The sequence below is a fragment of the Leifsonia sp. GW821-FHT13C05 genome (genome assembly GCF_058806515.1).
In genome coordinates this window covers 1,054,460-1,070,143 of the sequence record NZ_JBXAPT010000001.1, presented here as the reverse complement: position 1 = coordinate 1,070,143, position 15,684 = coordinate 1,054,460, and the positions used below count along the sequence as shown (strand labels likewise).

The following is a 15,684-nucleotide window of genomic DNA, read 5'->3' as shown; positions in this document are numbered from 1 at the left end:
CAGCGCCGACGGCGGCACCAGCTTACTGGACGTCCCCGTTACACTGCTGTACGTGGCAACCTGGATCTCCCGACGCCGGCCCCCGGTCGAGCTTCCCCGACTGACGCCGCGGAACACTCCCACGCAGGCGATCCGCGTCGATCTGCACGAGGTCATGCCCGATCTGCTGCCGTATCTCGGCCAGGCCGCCTACCTCCAGCTGGAGACGTTCCAGACCCTCTCGCGCGTCGTCGGAGAGGTGGATGCGCTCTCCGCCAAAGAGAAGGTGGCTGCGGCGGCCGGCCACGCGCTGTCCAAGCACCAGGGCGTCGTGGCGGAGATCCGCCGCCGCGGAGACGACCCTGCCGAGGTGATGAAGCCGTTCGCCGACGAGATCGACGGCTTCAGCGCTCTGACGACGGGCGCGGACTGGCGCGAGACGCTGCTGGCCGTGCTGGTGACGAGCGGCCTGCTCGACGACTTCTTCATCCGCCTGGCGGCGGGGCTTCCCGGTGATGTGGGCCCGCGCATCGCCCAGCTGCTCGGCTCGGACGGCGGCCAGGAGGGCCTGCTCGACGTGCTGCGCGACGAGATCGAAGCCGACCAGCGGCTGTCGTCGCGCCTGGCGATGTGGGGAAGGCGCCTGGTCGGCGACACGCTCCTCGTCGCACGCTCGGCGCTGCACCTGTCCGGCAACGCCGCGAAAGACGACGAGCGCATCGAGCCGATCTTCACCGAGCTCATCGCGGCGCACACCCGCAGGATGGACGCCCTCGGCCTCACGGCCTGACGGCTTCATGGCCTGACGCGGCCTCACGGCCTGACCCGGCCTCGGGCTGACGCGGCCTCCAGGCCGACGCGGCCCCATCGGCAGCGGGAGTTCGACCGGAGTTCTGCCGTGACACGCCGCCGGGTTCTCCGCCCGAGCGGAGAAACTCGGCGCATCGGCCCGAAACTCCGCTCGAACGGACCGGGCGCGACGCGGAGGACGGTTGCGTCGGAGGAGTCGCGCGTGGCCGGGATCTCCGTCGTTGCGGAGGATGCGGGCGCAACGGCCGGGATCTCCGTAATTACGGAGAGTGCGGCGGCGTGTCGGGCGCGGATTCCGTTCGAGCGGAGCCGGTGGGACGGCCTCAGCGCGCGACGGCGCCCTTGGTGAGGTCGGCGAGCATCCGGTCGTCGTGGGCGGTGCGGACACGGCCGATGACCACGTCGACCACGGCGACCACCAGGGCCGTGCCGAGGAGCGTGATCCACCAGATCCAGCCGCCGTTCCACTTCAGGCCGGCCCAGGTGAGGGCGACCCAGAGCACGCTCGACACCATGACCCCGAGAGCGGGGATCAGCACGGCGCCGTGCGTGTGACGGTTCGGCAGCAGATAGCGGGCGGCGAGGCCGATGATGGCCCCGCCGAGCGCGACGAAGAGCAGTTCCACGCTGGCGAATCTAGCCGACGAAGCCGATGCGGCGCGACTCGTCCGAACCGATCTCGATGTATGCGATGCCGGCCGTCGGGACGACGTACAGCTTGCCCTTGTTGTCGGTGAGGCGGACGAATCCGGTGCCGCTCGAGAGCGCTGCCTCGACCTGCGATGCGATCTCCTCCGCCGTCTGGGACGACTCGAAGCTGAGCTCGCGAGGAGCGTTGACGATTCCGATGCGGATCTCCACGTGTGGTGCCTTTCGAATCTGACCGGCGGATGTGAGTTCAGACTACGACACGCAGCCTGCGGCGCTGCGCCGCGTTCTCTGTCGGCGGACGCCGGTAGCGTTTCAGGCATGACGATCCGAGGTTTCCGACCGCCGCCTTCCGCGGAGCAGACGGTGGCCGACCTCGCACTCGACGACACGCAGGCGGCCGTCCTCGCGCTGCCGGACAGCGCATCCGGTGCCGTCATCGGCGCGCCGGGCACCGGCAAGACCACCGCGCTGGTCGAGGCGCTCGCCGAGCGGGTGCTGCAGCGCGGCTACGGCACGGGGGAGGTGCTCGCGATCAGCGCATCCCGGTCGGCGGCCACCCGGCTGCGCGACAGGATCGCGCTGCGGATCGGCGTCCCGACCAACGGCCCGCTGGCGAGGACGGCGACGTCGCTCGCATTCCAGCTCGCGGGGGAGCGCGCCAGGGCGGCGGCGCTGGAGCCGCCCCGCCTGCTCACGGGCGGCGAACAGGACCAGATCATCGCCGAGCTGATCGACGGCCATCTCGAAGACGGCACGGGACCGGCCTGGCCGGAGCCGCTGGTCGCCGACGTGCGCACCCTCCGCGGGTTCCGCACCGAACTGCGCGAGCTGATGGCGCGCTGCGTCGAACTCGGCGTCACGCCCAGCAGGCTCTCCGAGCTGGGCGCGATCACGGGGCACGACGAGTGGAGGGCCGCCGCGCGTTTCATCGCGGAGTATCAACGCGTGGTGGACAGCTATCGCGGCACCTTCGTCGACTCGTCGGAGCTGATCGCCGAGGCCGTGTCCGTCGTGCGCGGCGGCAGCTCGCTCGACCGGCTGAGGGCGATCTTCGTCGACGACCTGCAGGAAGCGACGCTCGCCACTGTCTCCCTGCTGCGCGCCTTCGCCGCCCGCGGCATGGCGATCGTGGCGTTCGGCGATCCGGATGTGGCGTCCACCACGTTCCGCGGGGCGGAGGCGACGGCTCTCGGCCAGCTGGAGGCGCGGCTTGGCGTCCCCGTCACGCGCTTCGTCCTCGGCACGGCGCACCGCCAGACGCCGGCGCTCCGCGACCTGACGACGCGCGTCACCGAGCGCATCGGCACGGCGGCGGCCGGCGTCCAGCGCCTCGCAGCAGCCGGCCGGGATGCGCCGCCGTCCGGCCAGGAGGTCGTGCGCATCGAGGCGTCGTCCGCCCCGGCAGAGGCGGCGCGGCTGGCGCGCAGGCTGCGGGAGCAGCACCTGATGAACGGTGTGCCGTGGAACAGGATGGCCGTCGTCGTCCGCTCCGGCGCGCACGTGCCTGGCCTCGCCAGGTCGCTCGCGGTCGCCGAGGTGCCGACCAGGACCAGCGTCGCAGGGCGCGCGCTGCGCGACGACTTCGCCGCCCGGCAGCTGATCACGGTCGTCGGCGTCGAGCTCGGCGCCGTCGAGCTCGACCCTCCCGTGGTCTCCGATCTGCTGCTCGGGCCGTTCGGCGGCCTCGACGGGATCAGCCTGCGCCGCCTGCGGCTGGCCCTCCGCCAGGAGGAGCTGGCCGGGGACGGCAACCGTTCGGCCGACGACCTGCTCGTGGAGGCGCTGAGCGCACCCGGCCGGTTCTCCACCATCGACTCCGCCCCGGCACGCCGCGCATCCCGGCTCGCCGAGACCATCGCGGCCGGACGCGAGAAGGCGCAGAACGGCGCCACCATCGAGGAACTGCTCTGGCACGCCTGGGAGCGCAGCGGGCTCGCCAAGCGCTGGCTGGAGCAGTCGGAACGCAGCGGCATCGTCGCCGACGAGGCCAACCGCCACCTCGACGGCGTCGTCGCGCTGTTCACCGCCGCCAGGCGGTTCGTCGAGCGCTATCCGGAGCGTCCCGCGTCCGACTTCGTCGTCGAACTGCTCGGCGCAGAGGTCCCGGAAGACACCCTCGCCGCTCAGACGGCGGGGGAGGCCGTGCTGGTCTGCACCCCGAGCGCCACCATCGGCGCCGAGTTCGACATCGTCGCCGTCGCAGGGCTCCAGGAGAGCGTCTGGCCCAACCTGCGCCTCCGCGGCTCCCTGCTGCACCCCCAGGCGCTCGCGGACGCACTCGCCGGAACCACGTCCGACACGGTGGACGAACGCGCCCAGGTGCTCGGCGACGAGCTCAGGATGTTCGCGCTCGCGGTGTCCAGGGCGCGCACGCAGGTCATCCTCACGGCCACCGCCAACGACGACGAGCAGCCCTCCCCGTTCCTCCGGCTCGCCGGCGATCTGGCCCACGACGACACGGACGACTCCGTGCATCCACTGTCGCTGCGCGGGATGGTCGGGCGGCTGAGGCGGCGGCTGGTCACCACCGGCGCCCCGGATGCGGCCGACGCCCTCGCGCGTCTCGCCGCCGCGGAGGTGGAGGGCGCGAGCCCGGACGACTGGTACGGCCTGATCGCGCCGTCGACCGAGGAGCCGCTGGTCGACCTCGACGATCCGGATGCGGTGGTCAGGGTCTCCCCGTCGCGCCTGGAGACCTTCGAGAAGTCGCCGCTCGCCTGGTTCGTCGACGCGATGGCGTCCTCGCCGAGCGGCCTCGCCGCCGGGATCGGCACCGTCGTGCACGCGGTGATGGAGCAGGTCAGCACCGAGCCGGACGGCGACCTCAGCGTCGAACGCGTCTGGCGCGGCGTCGAGGAACGCTGGAACGAGCTGCAGTTCGAGTCCCCGTGGCTCGAGGAGAAGGAGCGCAGGCGCACCAGGAAGCTCGCAGAGGGCGTCTCCGAGTACCTGCGCGACTTCGAGCGGGCGGGAGGGGCGCTCCTCGGCTCGGAGGGCGCGTTCGAGCTCTCCGTCGGCCGCGCGCTGATCCGCGGCACCATCGACCGCGTCGAACGCACTCCGGAGGGAACCATCGTCATCGTCGACCTCAAGACAGGCAACACCGTGCCGAGCGCCGCGCAGGTGGCCGGGCACGCCCAGCTCGGCGCGTACCAGCTCGCCCTGGAGCACGGGGCAGTCGATGCGGCGGAGGGCGCCCCGTCCGGCGGCGCGAAGCTGCTCTACGTGAGCAAGGGCGTGCGCGGAAAGGGCTACAGGGAGGTCGCCCAGGAGCGGGTCGACGGCGACGGGCTCGACCGGCTGAAGGCCAGGGTCGAGCAGGCAGCGGCCGGGATGGCGGGCAGCACGTTCGCCGGAGTGGTCGACCTCGGAGACAGGGACCCGCACGCGAAGTACGAGTACCGCATCCACCTCGTTCCGGCGGTCAGCGCATGATCGAGGAGAACGGCGACGGGCTGCTGGAGTGGGGAGCGGACGAGGCGACGCTCGACTTCGTGGAGCAGGCGTTCACGCTCGCGCACGAGGAGCATCCCCGACCCGTGCGCAGGATCAGTGCGGTCGAGATCGCGGAGGCGCTGGGGCTGCCCACCCCCACGCTGCAGCAGCAGGCCGTGATTGAGGCGCCGCTCGAACCGGCGATCGTCGTGGCCGGCGCAGGCAGCGGCAAGACGGAGACGATGGCCAACCGGGTGGTCTGGCTGCTCGCCAACGGGCACGTCAGGGTGCCGGAGATCCTCGGCCTCACCTTCACCCGCAAGGCGGCCGGCGAGCTGGCGATCCGCATCAGGAAGCGCATCGAGCAGCTGGTGGCGTCCGGGCTGACTGACATCGAGTTCGACCCGTTCGACGCGCCGGAGGTGGCGACGTACAACGCGTTCGCCAACGCGATCTTCCGCGAGAACGCGCTGCTGATCGGGCGAGAGCCGGAGTCCGCCGTGCTCAGCGAGGCGTCGGCGTGGCAGGTTGCCCGCCGCCTCGTGGTGACGAGCACGGACGATCGGCTGGTCGAGCTCGAGAAGAGCGTCGACACCGTCACCTCGGCCGTCATCTCGCTCAGCCGCGCGCTCAGCGAGAACGTGGTCGAGGCTGCGGACGTGCTGCGGATGACCGAGCGGTTCCAGACCATCGCCGACCTGCCCACCGGCAGCGGAAGGGTCAAGGAGCTGTACGCCTCCGTGCGCTCGGCCATCCAGGTGGTCGGTGCGCTCCCTCCACTGCTCAACCTCGCGGAGCAGTTCGCGGCGGAGAAGGTGCGCCGCGGCTTCGTCGAATACTCCGACCAGGTCGCGCTCGCGCTGCGCGTCAGCGAGCGCGTTCCGTCCGTCGCAGACGACTACCGGTCCCGCTACCGGGTGGTGCTGCTCGACGAGTACCAGGACACCTCCGTGGTGCAGACCCGCCTGCTCTCGGGCCTGTTCAGCGGGCAGGCCGTCATGGCGGTCGGCGACCCGCACCAGTCCATCTACGGCTGGCGAGGGGCGAGCGCCGCCAACCTCGGCAGGTTCTCGCTCGACTTCACCGGCACTCGCGACGGCGCCGCCGAGTACGCGCTCAGCACCAGCTGGCGCAACCCCACGAGCGTGCTCGACGCCGCCAACGCGCTGGTCGCCCCGCTGACCGCGAGCTCGCCCGTCCACGTCGAGCAGCTGCAGCCGAGGCCCGGCGCGGAGAAGGGCGAGCTGCTCGCCGTCTTCGAGCAGACCGTCGCCGACGAGGCCGAAGCGGTCGCCGCGTGGCTGGGCGCTCGCCTGGCCACCCGGGATGCGCGCGGTGCCGTGCCGAGCGCCGCCATGCTCTGCCGGTCGCTCAAGAAGATCGACGTCTTCACCGCGGCGCTCTCGCGGAGGAACATCCCGTATCACGTGCTCGGACTCGGCGGCCTGCTGGAGCAGCCGGTGATCGCCGACCTGGTGAGCGCCATGCGCGTCATGCACGACCCGACGGCCGGCTCGGAGCTGATCCGGCTGCTCACCGGTGCGCGCTGGCGGATCGGGCCGAAGGACATCCAAGCGCTGCGGAACGTCGCATCCTGGCTCGCCGCGCGCGACCACCGGTTCCAGGAGCTCGATCCCGAGGTGCGCAGGCGCCTGCGGCAGTCGGTGGCGGGCGACGAGTCCGCCTCCCTCGTCGACGCCCTCGACTTCGTGGTCGAGGCGAAGGACGGGCACTCCCAGCTGGCCGGGTTCAGCGAGGCCGGCCTGCACAGGATGCGCGAGGCCGGCCGCCAGCTCGACCACCTGCGATCCAGGGTCGGTCTCGACCTGCTCGACCTGGTGACGCTGGTGCAGCAGGAACTGCTGCTCGACATCGAGGTCGCCGCGAACGAGACTGCCCAGCTCGGCCAGGCGAGCCTCGACGCGTTCGCCGAGCAGGTCTCCTCCTATCTGGCCAGCGACGATCAGGCCACGCTCGGCTCGTTCCTCGCCTGGCTGGCCGAGGCGGAGCGCAGAGACAACCTCGCGCCGCGCAGCGAGGAGCCGGAGCCCGGCACGGTGCAGATCCTGACCATCCACGGGTCGAAGGGCCTCGAATGGGATGTGGTCGCCGTGCCGCGGATGGTCGACGGCGAACTGCCGGGCGGGCCGCAGAGCAAGCGCGGCTGGTTCGAGTTCGGCGCTCTGCCGTTCGAGTTCCGCGGAGACTCCACCGAGCTGCCCGTGCTGGCCTGGCGCACGGCGGAGACGCAGAAGGACATCGACGAGTCGATGACCGCGTTCGAGGAGGAGATCGTGGCCCGGCACGCCGCCGAGCAACGGAGACTCGTCTACGTGGCCGTCACCCGGGCGAAGGAGCACCTGCTGCTCTCCGGATCGTACTGGTCGACGCAGAAGAAGCCGCGCGGTCCCGGCGCGTACCTGCTCGAACTGCAGGCCGCCGGTCTGCTTCCGGACGACGCGTTCCCGGAGTGCGCTGAGCCGGACGAGAACCCGTTCGCGCTCGACGCGCAGACCGTGACGTGGCCGCTCGACCCGCTCGGCGTGCGGCACGACAGGGTGCACGCCGCCGCAGCAGCCGTCAGGAACGCGCTGGAGCGCGGAGCCGGCGACGGAGGAATCTACGCCGCCGACCTCGATCTGCTGCTCGCCGAGCGTGCCCGCCGTCTCGACGACGCCGGCCTGGTCGAGCTGCCGACGCGGATTCCCGCCTCGCGGTTCAAGGACTACGTCACCGATCCCGCGTCCGTCGCGGCAGCCCTCCGCCGCCCGATGCCCGAGCGGCCGTACCGGCAGACCCGTCTCGGCACCCTGTTCCACGGCTGGGTGGAGCAGCGATACGGCACGGTGGCGGGAGCCGCAGACGTCATCGACGCCGCGGCATACGAACTGGACGACCCGGCGGGGGAGCAGCTCGAGGCCGAGCAGCTGGCCGAGCTGCAGCGCACCTTCGCGGCGAGCGAGTGGGCGGGCCGCCGCCCGGACGAGGTGGAGATCGAGATCCACGTCACGCTCGCCGGGCAGGTGGTGGTCTGCAAACTGGATGCGGTCTACCCGGCGGACGACGGCGTGCACAGCCACCAGATCGTCGACTGGAAGACCGGCAAGGCGCCGCGCGACGCCGCCGACCTCGAACGCAAGCAGCTCCAGCTCGCCCTCTACCGGCTGGCGTACGCGCAGTACGCCGGCGTCGACCCGGAGAAGATCGACGCCGTCTTCTACTTCGTGGCCGACGACGAGGTCATCCGGCCGGAGCGGCTCTACTCCGCGGAGGAGTTGGGGTCGCTCTGGTCCTCCTCGACGGGCTTCATCCCGCCGGCGTGACCGTAGGCATCCGAGCTGCGGTCGCCCGGCGTGCGGTCGAGCATCGCCTCGACGTCGTCGATCGCGAGGATCGGTCCCGTGGCCGTCGACAGCGGGGTGACCGCATTGCTGTGCACCCGGTCGACCAGGCCGTCGAGCATCTGCACGGCGTCGTCGACGATGCTCTGGTCGCGCACCTCGCGGCCGTGCAGCAGCCAGCGGGCGACCTCGAGCTCCGCGTACAGCATCGCGCGCTGCGTGAACTGGCGGTCGGTGGCGACCTGGCGCGTCGAGGCGTATGCGCCGAGCGCGCCCTCCGTCGCCTCCGGGTTCATCGCGAGCAGCCAGTGCAGGTCACGTGCAGGGTCGCCCACGCGCAGCGCCGACCAGCCGAGAACGGCGAGCACGGTCTCGTCCTCCACGAGGAACGAGTCGGCGGTGAGGGCCCCGTTGACCACGGTGGGCTGGAACTGCCAGAGCGACTGGTCGGCCGACGCATCGCGCCAGCGGTCGCGGAGCGCGCTCGGCAGCAGCCCGGTGGATGCGGCGGACTCGATCAGGGCCGTGGTGGACGTGTGGCACTCCGCGGCGCTCAGCACCGGGAGTCCCGCCTCGCCGACGAAGTTGGTCGGAAGCGTGTGGATGGCCGCGATGGCGTGCCCGATCGATCCGGCCAGACCGTCGCCGGGCGGGATGTCGTCGACGTCGATGTGGTGGCCGGGCAGGAAGTCGTAGACGATCGCGCGCGTGCCGCCGACGGGAGCCTGGCCGAGGTAGGTCGGCACGTCGAACGGGAGGCGGCTGCGGATGCCGGTGGTCAGCGCGCGCAGGGCGACCAGGTCGGCGCTCTGCTCGGTCTCCGCCGCCTGCGACGTGGGAACCCGGATGACCGACGTTCCGCCGTCCCGCCCGCTGAGGAGCGCGGAGTCGAACTCGCCCGCGCCCCCGAGTGTGTAGCTGCGGGCACCGGAGACCTCGAGCCCCGGCACGGCCGAAGTGGCCAGCGCGGCTAGAGTGAGATGGGATCTGGCCATGCGCCAAGGTTAATTGGACTTCCCCGCGTGAGCCGTTCGCCACGCCCCGAAAGGACCTCGATGTCGCCCATCCCATTCGATTCGCTGCCGCTCTCGCGTCACGCCGTCGACCGCGATCATGTCTCCCGGTCGCGTCCAGCGCTGTTCGACGAGCTCTGGGAGGAGCCGTCGACGCGCGTGCTCGCGCTCTGGAAGGGCAGGGCGCTGCTCACGGCGGACAGCGTGGAGGCGGCGACGCCCGCCGCGGACGGCTGGGGCGCATCCGGTGCCGGCGCTGCCGCCCTCGAGCTGCTCCCCGTCGAACGGGTGACCTCGGCACTGGTCAGGGTCTATCTGGGACGCACGCTCGTCGCGAGCGACGCGGAGCCTGCCGGCACCGCCGTCGTGCTCGAAGTCCTCACCGACGCCGCCGCGCAGGAGCTCGAACCGGATGAGGCCCGCTGGGGGAACCTGCGCACCGTCGCCACCGCGCTCACCGACCGTGACGCCGGGCTGTTCACCGAGGCGCTCGCGATCGCCAACTGGCACGCCTCCCACACCCACTGCCCGCGCTGCGGCACGCCGACCGTCGTGGAGCAGGCCGGCTGGGTGCGCCGCTGCTTCGAGGACGGCTCCGAGGTGTTCCCGCGCACTGACCCCGCCGTGATCGTGACCGTGCTGGATGCGGACGACCGGCTGCTGCTCGGATCGAACGCGATGTGGGAGAACTCGCGATACTCGCTGCTGGCCGGTTTCGTCGAGCCGGGGGAGTCGTTCGAGTCCGCCGTGCAGCGCGAGATCTTCGAGGAGGCGGGCATCCGGGTGGTCGACCCGCAGTACAAGGGGTCGCAGCCGTGGCCGTTCCCCGCATCGGTGATGGTCGGCTTCACGGCCCGGCTGGCCGACGACCAGGCGCCGTCCGGGCTCGCACCGGACGGGGAGGAGATCCTCGACCTGCGCTGGTTCAGCCGCACCGAGCTGTGGGAGGCGCGCGAGCAGGTCATCCTGCCCGGCCGGTCCTCGATCGCGCGCGCTCTGATCGAAGACTGGTACGGCGGATCGCTGGACGAGGCTCCGGTGGCGCGGTGACCGGGGTGGCACGGTGAGCGGGGCGGCACGGTGAATCCGGACAGTCTGCTCGACGGGCTGGATGCGCAGCAGAGGGTCGCCGCCGAGGCGCTGCTCGGGCCGGTCTGCATCCTGGCCGGTGCCGGCACGGGCAAGACGCGCGCGATCACGCATCGCATCGCGTACGGCGTGGCCTCCGGCGCGTACGCGCCCAACCGCGTGATGGCACTCACCTTCACCAACCGGGCGGCGGCCGAACTGCGGGGGAGGCTGCGCCAGCTCGGCGCGGGCGGCGTCGCGGCGCGGACCTTCCACGCCGCTGCGCTGTCCCAGCTGAACTTCTTCTGGCCGCAGGTGGTCGGCGGCCAGCTGCCGAGCGTGCTCGACGGCAAGGGCAGGGTGCTCGGCCAGGCGGCGGAGCGCCTGAAGCTGCGCGTCGACACGGCGACCCTGCGCGACGTGGCCGCCGAGGTGGAGTGGCGCAAGGTGTCCGGGCTCAGCATCGAGCAGTACGCCTCCGCCGTCGCGGACCGCACGGTGCCGGGCACCCTCACCGCCGAGCAGCTGGTGCTGATGCTGCAGACGTACGAAGACCTCAAAGACGAGCGGAAGCAGATCGACTTCGAGGACGTGCTGCTCGTCTGCGCGGGGATGATCGAGATCGAGCCGGCCGTGGCGATGCAGGTGCGCGAGCAGTACCGCTTCTTCGTGGTGGACGAGTACCAGGACGTCTCTCCGCTGCAGCAGCAGCTCCTCGATCTCTGGCTCGGCGGCAGACGCGACGTCTGCGTGGTCGGCGACGCCAGCCAGACCATCTACTCCTTCGCCGGGGCGCGCAGCGCGTACCTGCTCGACTTCGAGCGGACGCATCCGGGGGCGACGGTGGTGCGGCTGGAGCAGAACTACCGCTCGACGCCCGCTGTGGTGGATGCGGCGAACCGGCTCATGCGCGGACGTGCGGGCGCGCTGACGCTGCACTCGGCGGCAGCGGTGGTGGCGACGCCGGGTGCGGCGGCTACGGGTGCGGCCACGCCGGGTGCGGCCGACTCCGCTGCGGCGGGCATCCCGTCGCCGACGGCGTACGAGAGCGACCGGGACGAGGCCCGCGCCGTCGCCCAGAAGATCGCCGCGGAACTCGCGGCGGGAGCGAAGCCGGAGGACATCGCGATCCTCTACCGGGTGAACGTGCAGGCCGCCGCCATCGAGCAGGCGCTCGGCGATCTCGGCATCAGCTACCAGATCCGAGGCTCGAAGCGCTTCTTCGACCTGCCGGAGGTGCGCCAGGCGATCATGTCGCTGCGCGCCGCCAGTGTCGCGGTCGGCGACGAACCGCTCTTCAAGTCGGTCAGCGACGTGCTGCGCTCGCTGGGCTGGAGCCAGGAGCCACCGGAGACGCGGGGCGCCGTGCGTGACCGCTGGGAGTCGCTGAACGCCATCATGGGCCTGGTCGACACGATGCCGCCCGGCACGTCGTTCCGTCGCTTCACCGACGAACTGCTCACCCGCCAGGCCGGCCAGCACGAGCCGACCCTGTCCGCCGTGACCCTGGCGACCCTGCACTCGGCGAAGGGCCTGGAGTGGGAGTCGGTCTACCTCGTCGGCCTGAGCGAGGGGCTGGTGCCGATCAGCTACGCGAAGAGCTTCGAGCAGATCGACGAGGAACGCCGGCTGCTCTACGTCGGCATCACCAGAGCGCGCAGCAACCTGCAGCTCAGCTGGTCGCAGTCGGGCCAGTACGCCGGTCGCTCCTCGGTGCGCCAGCCGTCGCGGTTCCTCGCCGAGATGGCCCCGCACGTGCCCGTCAGCAGATGAGCGTCACGCGGGGTCGACCGGCAGCCCCAGGCACCCGCATCCCGGATGCGCGGCCCAGTCTGTCTCCTCCCGCGCGCCCGTGACGTAGTCGACCGCCACGCTCGACCGGCTGAGTGCACGGCCGCCGCGCAGCCGGTCGAGCACAGCGAAGCCGACCACGCCGGAGGCGGCGGCCGCGACGAGCGGCGTCTCGCGCCGCGCATCCCGGGTGTACAGCTGCGTGGCCATCGCCGGCCAGGCCGGATCGGCGTCCGTGAGCCGGAGGTCCACGCAGCCGAGGCACGGTCCAGCGCCCGGGTCGACGAACGGCCCGACGCGCACCCGCTCGTCGCCGAACACGATGGCCAGGTGCGGCACGTCCCTGCGCAACCAGCGGCGATGGCGCTCCGGCTCGATCGCGAACGAGCCGACCACGATGGCGGCCGCTGCCGTGTCGACGGCAGGGTCGTCCCAGGTCAGGCCGCTGCGCGCATCCACCCCGGCATCGCCGAGCGCCTCGATCAGCCGGGCGGCGGTCTGCCCGGCGCCGTCGATCACGACGACGGGCCGCTCGCCCTCCGGCTCCGGCGGCGGCGCCAGCACGGGCGCGAGACGTTCCAGCAGTCGCGCAGGAGCCCCGGCGTCGGCACGTGCCCTCCTCGCCACCATCTGCAGCCCGGACATCGTCACGCCCGCGTCGAGCGCCACGAGCATCCGCTCGTCCGCATTGCTCAGGTCGTCCAGCGTCAGCACCGCCGTGTCCACCCCGAACTGCAGGGTGCTGGGCGACCGCCAGACCCGGTGGATGCGGGGATCGAGTGCGTAGACCATCCCGGCATCATCCCGCAGACCGCCGGACGGCGCAGGAGTTATCCACAAGCCGGAGGCGCCGTCCACACGCTCAGCACGAAAAAAGCGCCGCGCCCCGAAGGGCACGGCGCTGAATCCGGCGGACCGGCGACCTCGCAGACCGGCGGCCTACTCCTCCGTCGGCCGCTCCGTGTCGCCGCGGAGCAGGTCTTCGAGCGCCTGGTCGACCGCGTCGCGCTCCGGCTCCTGGCCGTTCGCGGTGGCGGTGAGCCTGGCGACGATCGCCGACGGGTCGTCGAGGTCGCTGGACTGGGGGAGCAGGTCGGGGTGCGACCACAGGTCGTCCCTGGCCTCCTGGCCGACGGCGTCGGTGACGGCCTGCCACATCGCGGCGGCGTCGCGCAGCCGGCGGGGGCGGAGTTCCAGGCCGACGAGCGTCGCGAACGCCGACTCGGCAGGGCCACCGGATGCGCGGCGCCTGCGGACCATCTCCGCGATGGCGTCCGCCTTCGGCAGCAGGCGGGTGGCGTTGGCGGTGACCACATCCACCCAGCCTTCGACAAGTGCGAGCACCGTCTCCAGGCGGGCGAGCGCCTCCTGCTGCTCCTCGGTCTTCGGCGGGATCAGCGCGCCGCTGACCATCGCCTCGCGCAGCTCCTCCGGGTTGGAGGGGTCGAAGCCCTCCGCCAGCTCTTCGAGCCGGTCGGTGTCGATGGTGATGCCCTTGGCGAACGCCGTGATCTGGGTGATCAGCTGCAGCCGCAGCCACTTGGCGTGGCGGAACAGGCGGGCGTGGGCGAGCTCGCGCACCGCGAGGTAGAGCTGCACCTGGTCGGCCGGGATGTCGAGGCCGTCGCCGAACTCGGCGACGTTCTGGGGGAGCAGGGCCGCCTGGCCGTCGGCGAGCAGCGGGATGCCGATGTCACCGCCGGAGACGACCTCCTTGGCGAGCTGGCCGACCACCTGGCCGAGCTGCATCGCGAAGAGGGCTCCTCCGACGCTGCGCATGATCTGCCCGGCGTTGGCGAGCATTCCCTGCATCTCTTCCGGCGCCTGCTCGGTGAGCACGCGGGTGAGCGCGTCGGAGATGCTGAGGGCGACGGGCTCAGCGAGCTGCGTCCAGAGTGGCATCGTCTGCCTCGCCCACTCCGCGCGGCCGATCAGCTGGGGCGGGCTGGTGAGCTCGGACACCGTGGTGACCTGGTCGAGCCAGAGGGCGGCGACGTTGAACGCCTGGTCGAGCGTCGCGCGCTCGGCAGGGGTGACGGAGTGGGCGCCCTCGGACGCGAGCGTGCGGGCCTGCTCCAGCGAGAGGTCCCAGTTGATGCCGCCGTCGGTGTTGCGCATCGCGTTCTGCAGCTGGCCGATCAGGGCTTGGATGCTCGCTGGATCGCTCGGCAGTCCTGCGGCCCCTGCCAGCTGGCTCGGGTCGATGGACGCGTTTCCGGAGAGCATCTCGCGCAGCAGGCGGGCCAGCTCGTCGTCCGGTTCCTTGTTGGGATCGTCGGCCATCGTTACGCCTCTTTCGTGTGGTCCGGCTTTCAGGCTTGGAATCTACGCTAGACCGTGTACGACGGCGCCGGGTGAGAATTGGCCTAGGCTCGGGCTCTGGATGTGCGCCCGTGGCGAACAGACGAGCGACCAGCCGATGCAACACACGAAAGGGACAGTGCGTGAGCCTCTTCAGCGACGACGAACTGCAGCCGCCTGCGGAGGAGAGCACCACCAGGGTCGCCCCTCCCCGGCGGGTGATCGCGGGATGGATCGCCGTCGGCGTCGCCTTCGCGCTGACCCTCGTGCTCGCGGTCGCGCCGGCGCCGTTCGTGATCGAGCAGCCGGGCCCCGTCTTCAACACGCTCGGGAAGGACCAGCCGGTCGGGTCGAAGGAGAGCGACAAAGCGAAGCCGCTGATCAGCATCCCGTCGCAGAAGACGTACCCGACGTCCGGTTCCCTCGACCTGCTGACCGTCTCCGTCGTCGGCAACCCGGACCAGCGGCCCAGCTGGTTCGACATCATCGCCGCCTGGTTCCAGCCGAGCAAGGCCGTGCTGCCGGTGGACGTCGTCTTCCCGCCCGGCACCACCACCGAGCAGTCCAATGCGGAGAACGCGGCCCTGATGGTCAACTCGCAGCAGGATGCGGTGGCCGCCGCCCTCAACCACCTCGGCTACGAATTCCCGGAAGCCGTCGCGGTCAAGCAGGTCATCAAGGGGACACCGGCAGCCGGGGTGCTGAAAGTGGACGACGAGATCACCAGCGTGAACGGCGAGCCGGTGCCCGGCGTCGCGACCCTGCGCGAACTGATCGACAAGAACGGCACCGACAAGGCGGCCGAGGTCGGCATCATCCGCGGCGGTGCGGCGTCCACGGTGTCGATCACGCCCGTGAAGTCGGGGGCGCAGACGGTCCTCGGGATCGGCGCCGGAATGGACTACACCTTCCCGTTCGACGTGAAGATCCAGCTCGACAACGTGGGAGGGCCGAGCGCCGGCCAGATGTTCGCGCTCGGGATCATGGACCAGCTCACCCCCGGATACCTCAACGGCGGCAAGAAGGTCGCGGGCACAGGCACGATCGACAACGAGGGCAACATCGGCCCGATCGGCGGCATCCGGCAGAAGATGTACGCGGCGAGGGACACCGGGGGAGCCACGTACTTCCTGGCGCCAGCGACGAACTGCAACGAGGTCACCGGACACATCCCGTCCGGGCTGCACGTCTTCGCGGTGAAGACGCTGGACGACTCGCTCGCCGCACTGAAGGCGATCAGCTCGGGAGGCAGCACCTCCGGCCTGGCCACCTGCCCTGCTTCATAGCGCTTACAT

11 protein-coding genes are annotated in these 15,684 nt (G+C 71.5%); 6 read left to right on the top strand and 5 right to left on the bottom strand.

The annotated features are described in order from the left end of the window. Positions 1–52: 52 nt before the first annotated feature. On the top strand, positions 53–769 hold the full coding sequence (locus tag AC1ROC_RS05130) for a ferritin-like fold-containing protein (RefSeq protein ID WP_492998507.1): 717 nt from the start codon (positions 53–55) through the stop codon (positions 767–769). 343 nt (positions 770–1,112) lie between these two features. Here AC1ROC_RS05130 and AC1ROC_RS05125 read toward each other — a convergent pair whose 3' ends face one another. Together AC1ROC_RS05125 and AC1ROC_RS05120 are read right to left on the bottom strand one after the other, a co-directional pair. Continuing rightward, entirely contained in the window at positions 1,113–1,415 is a 303-nt protein-coding gene (locus AC1ROC_RS05125; protein WP_168689151.1) for a hypothetical protein, read from the bottom strand. A 10-nt stretch (positions 1,416–1,425) separates the two neighbouring features. Beyond that, positions 1,426–1,650, bottom strand: coding sequence for a DUF3107 domain-containing protein (locus tag AC1ROC_RS05120; protein ID WP_085369437.1), 225 nt, complete (start codon positions 1,648–1,650; stop codon positions 1,426–1,428). Between the two features lie 108 nt (positions 1,651–1,758). Here AC1ROC_RS05120 and AC1ROC_RS05115 point away from each other — a divergent pair, with 108 nt between their 5' ends. Both AC1ROC_RS05115 and AC1ROC_RS05110 read left to right on the top strand, forming a co-directional pair. Beyond that, a complete protein-coding gene (locus AC1ROC_RS05115; protein WP_492998505.1) occupies positions 1,759–4,875 on the top strand; it encodes an ATP-dependent helicase in 3,117 nt (1,038 codons plus the stop codon). Next, positions 4,872–8,198: an ATP-dependent helicase gene (locus AC1ROC_RS05110; RefSeq protein ID WP_492998503.1), complete on the top strand. Its 3,327-nt coding sequence runs from the start codon at positions 4,872–4,874 to the stop codon at positions 8,196–8,198. Before AC1ROC_RS05115 ends, AC1ROC_RS05110 begins: the two co-directional genes overlap by 4 nt. Here the strand turns inward: AC1ROC_RS05110 and AC1ROC_RS05105 are convergent. Then, positions 8,135–9,211, bottom strand: a complete 1,077-nt coding sequence (locus AC1ROC_RS05105) for a phosphotransferase (protein ID WP_492998501.1) — start codon at positions 9,209–9,211, stop codon at positions 8,135–8,137. The two genes, AC1ROC_RS05110 and AC1ROC_RS05105, sit on opposite strands and share 64 nt — an antisense overlap. A gap of 60 nt (positions 9,212–9,271) precedes the next feature. On the opposite strand from AC1ROC_RS05105, the gene nudC reads away from it, so the two are divergent. Together nudC and AC1ROC_RS05095 are read left to right on the top strand one after the other, a co-directional pair. Next, positions 9,272–10,279, top strand: coding sequence for an NAD(+) diphosphatase (nudC, locus tag AC1ROC_RS05100; RefSeq protein ID WP_434948275.1), 1,008 nt, complete (start codon positions 9,272–9,274; stop codon positions 10,277–10,279). A gap of 30 nt (positions 10,280–10,309) precedes the next feature. Beyond that, entirely contained in the window at positions 10,310–12,070 is a 1,761-nt protein-coding gene (locus AC1ROC_RS05095) for an ATP-dependent helicase (protein WP_492998499.1), read from the top strand. Positions 12,071–12,073: 3 nt separating this feature from the next. Here the strand turns inward: AC1ROC_RS05095 and AC1ROC_RS05090 are convergent, their stop codons facing one another. Continuing rightward, the gene (locus AC1ROC_RS05090) at positions 12,074–12,880 is read right to left on the bottom strand and encodes a hypothetical protein (RefSeq protein WP_492998497.1); all 807 of its coding nucleotides are present in this window, start codon (positions 12,878–12,880) and stop codon (positions 12,074–12,076) included. Between the two features lie 147 nt (positions 12,881–13,027). Next, on the bottom strand, positions 13,028–14,371 hold the full coding sequence (locus AC1ROC_RS05085; RefSeq protein ID WP_434948279.1) for a zinc-dependent metalloprotease: 1,344 nt from the start codon (positions 14,369–14,371) through the stop codon (positions 13,028–13,030). A 161-nt stretch (positions 14,372–14,532) separates the two neighbouring features. On the opposite strand from AC1ROC_RS05085, the gene AC1ROC_RS05080 reads away from it, so the two are divergent. Continuing rightward, positions 14,533–15,675: a YlbL family protein gene (locus tag AC1ROC_RS05080; RefSeq protein WP_492998494.1), complete on the top strand. Its 1,143-nt coding sequence runs from the start codon at positions 14,533–14,535 to the stop codon at positions 15,673–15,675. The last annotated feature ends 9 nt before the right edge of the window (positions 15,676–15,684 follow it).

Excerpts from the sequence above, each read along its gene's own strand:
- AC1ROC_RS05110 (WP_492998503.1), top strand. The coding sequence starts at position 4,872 with ATGATCGAGGAGAACGGCGACGGGCTGCTGGAGTGGGGAGCGGACGAG.
- AC1ROC_RS05105 (WP_492998501.1), bottom strand. The coding sequence starts at position 9,211 with ATGGCCAGATCCCATCTCACTCTAGCCGCGCTGGCCACTTCGGCCGTG.
- AC1ROC_RS05115 (WP_492998505.1), top strand. The coding sequence starts at position 1,759 with ATGACGATCCGAGGTTTCCGACCGCCGCCTTCCGCGGAGCAGACGGTG.
- AC1ROC_RS05090 (WP_492998497.1), bottom strand. The coding sequence starts at position 12,880 with ATGGTCTACGCACTCGATCCCCGCATCCACCGGGTCTGGCGGTCGCCC.
- AC1ROC_RS05085 (WP_434948279.1), bottom strand. The coding sequence starts at position 14,371 with ATGGCCGACGATCCCAACAAGGAACCGGACGACGAGCTGGCCCGCCTG.
- nudC (WP_434948275.1), top strand. The coding sequence starts at position 9,272 with ATGTCGCCCATCCCATTCGATTCGCTGCCGCTCTCGCGTCACGCCGTC.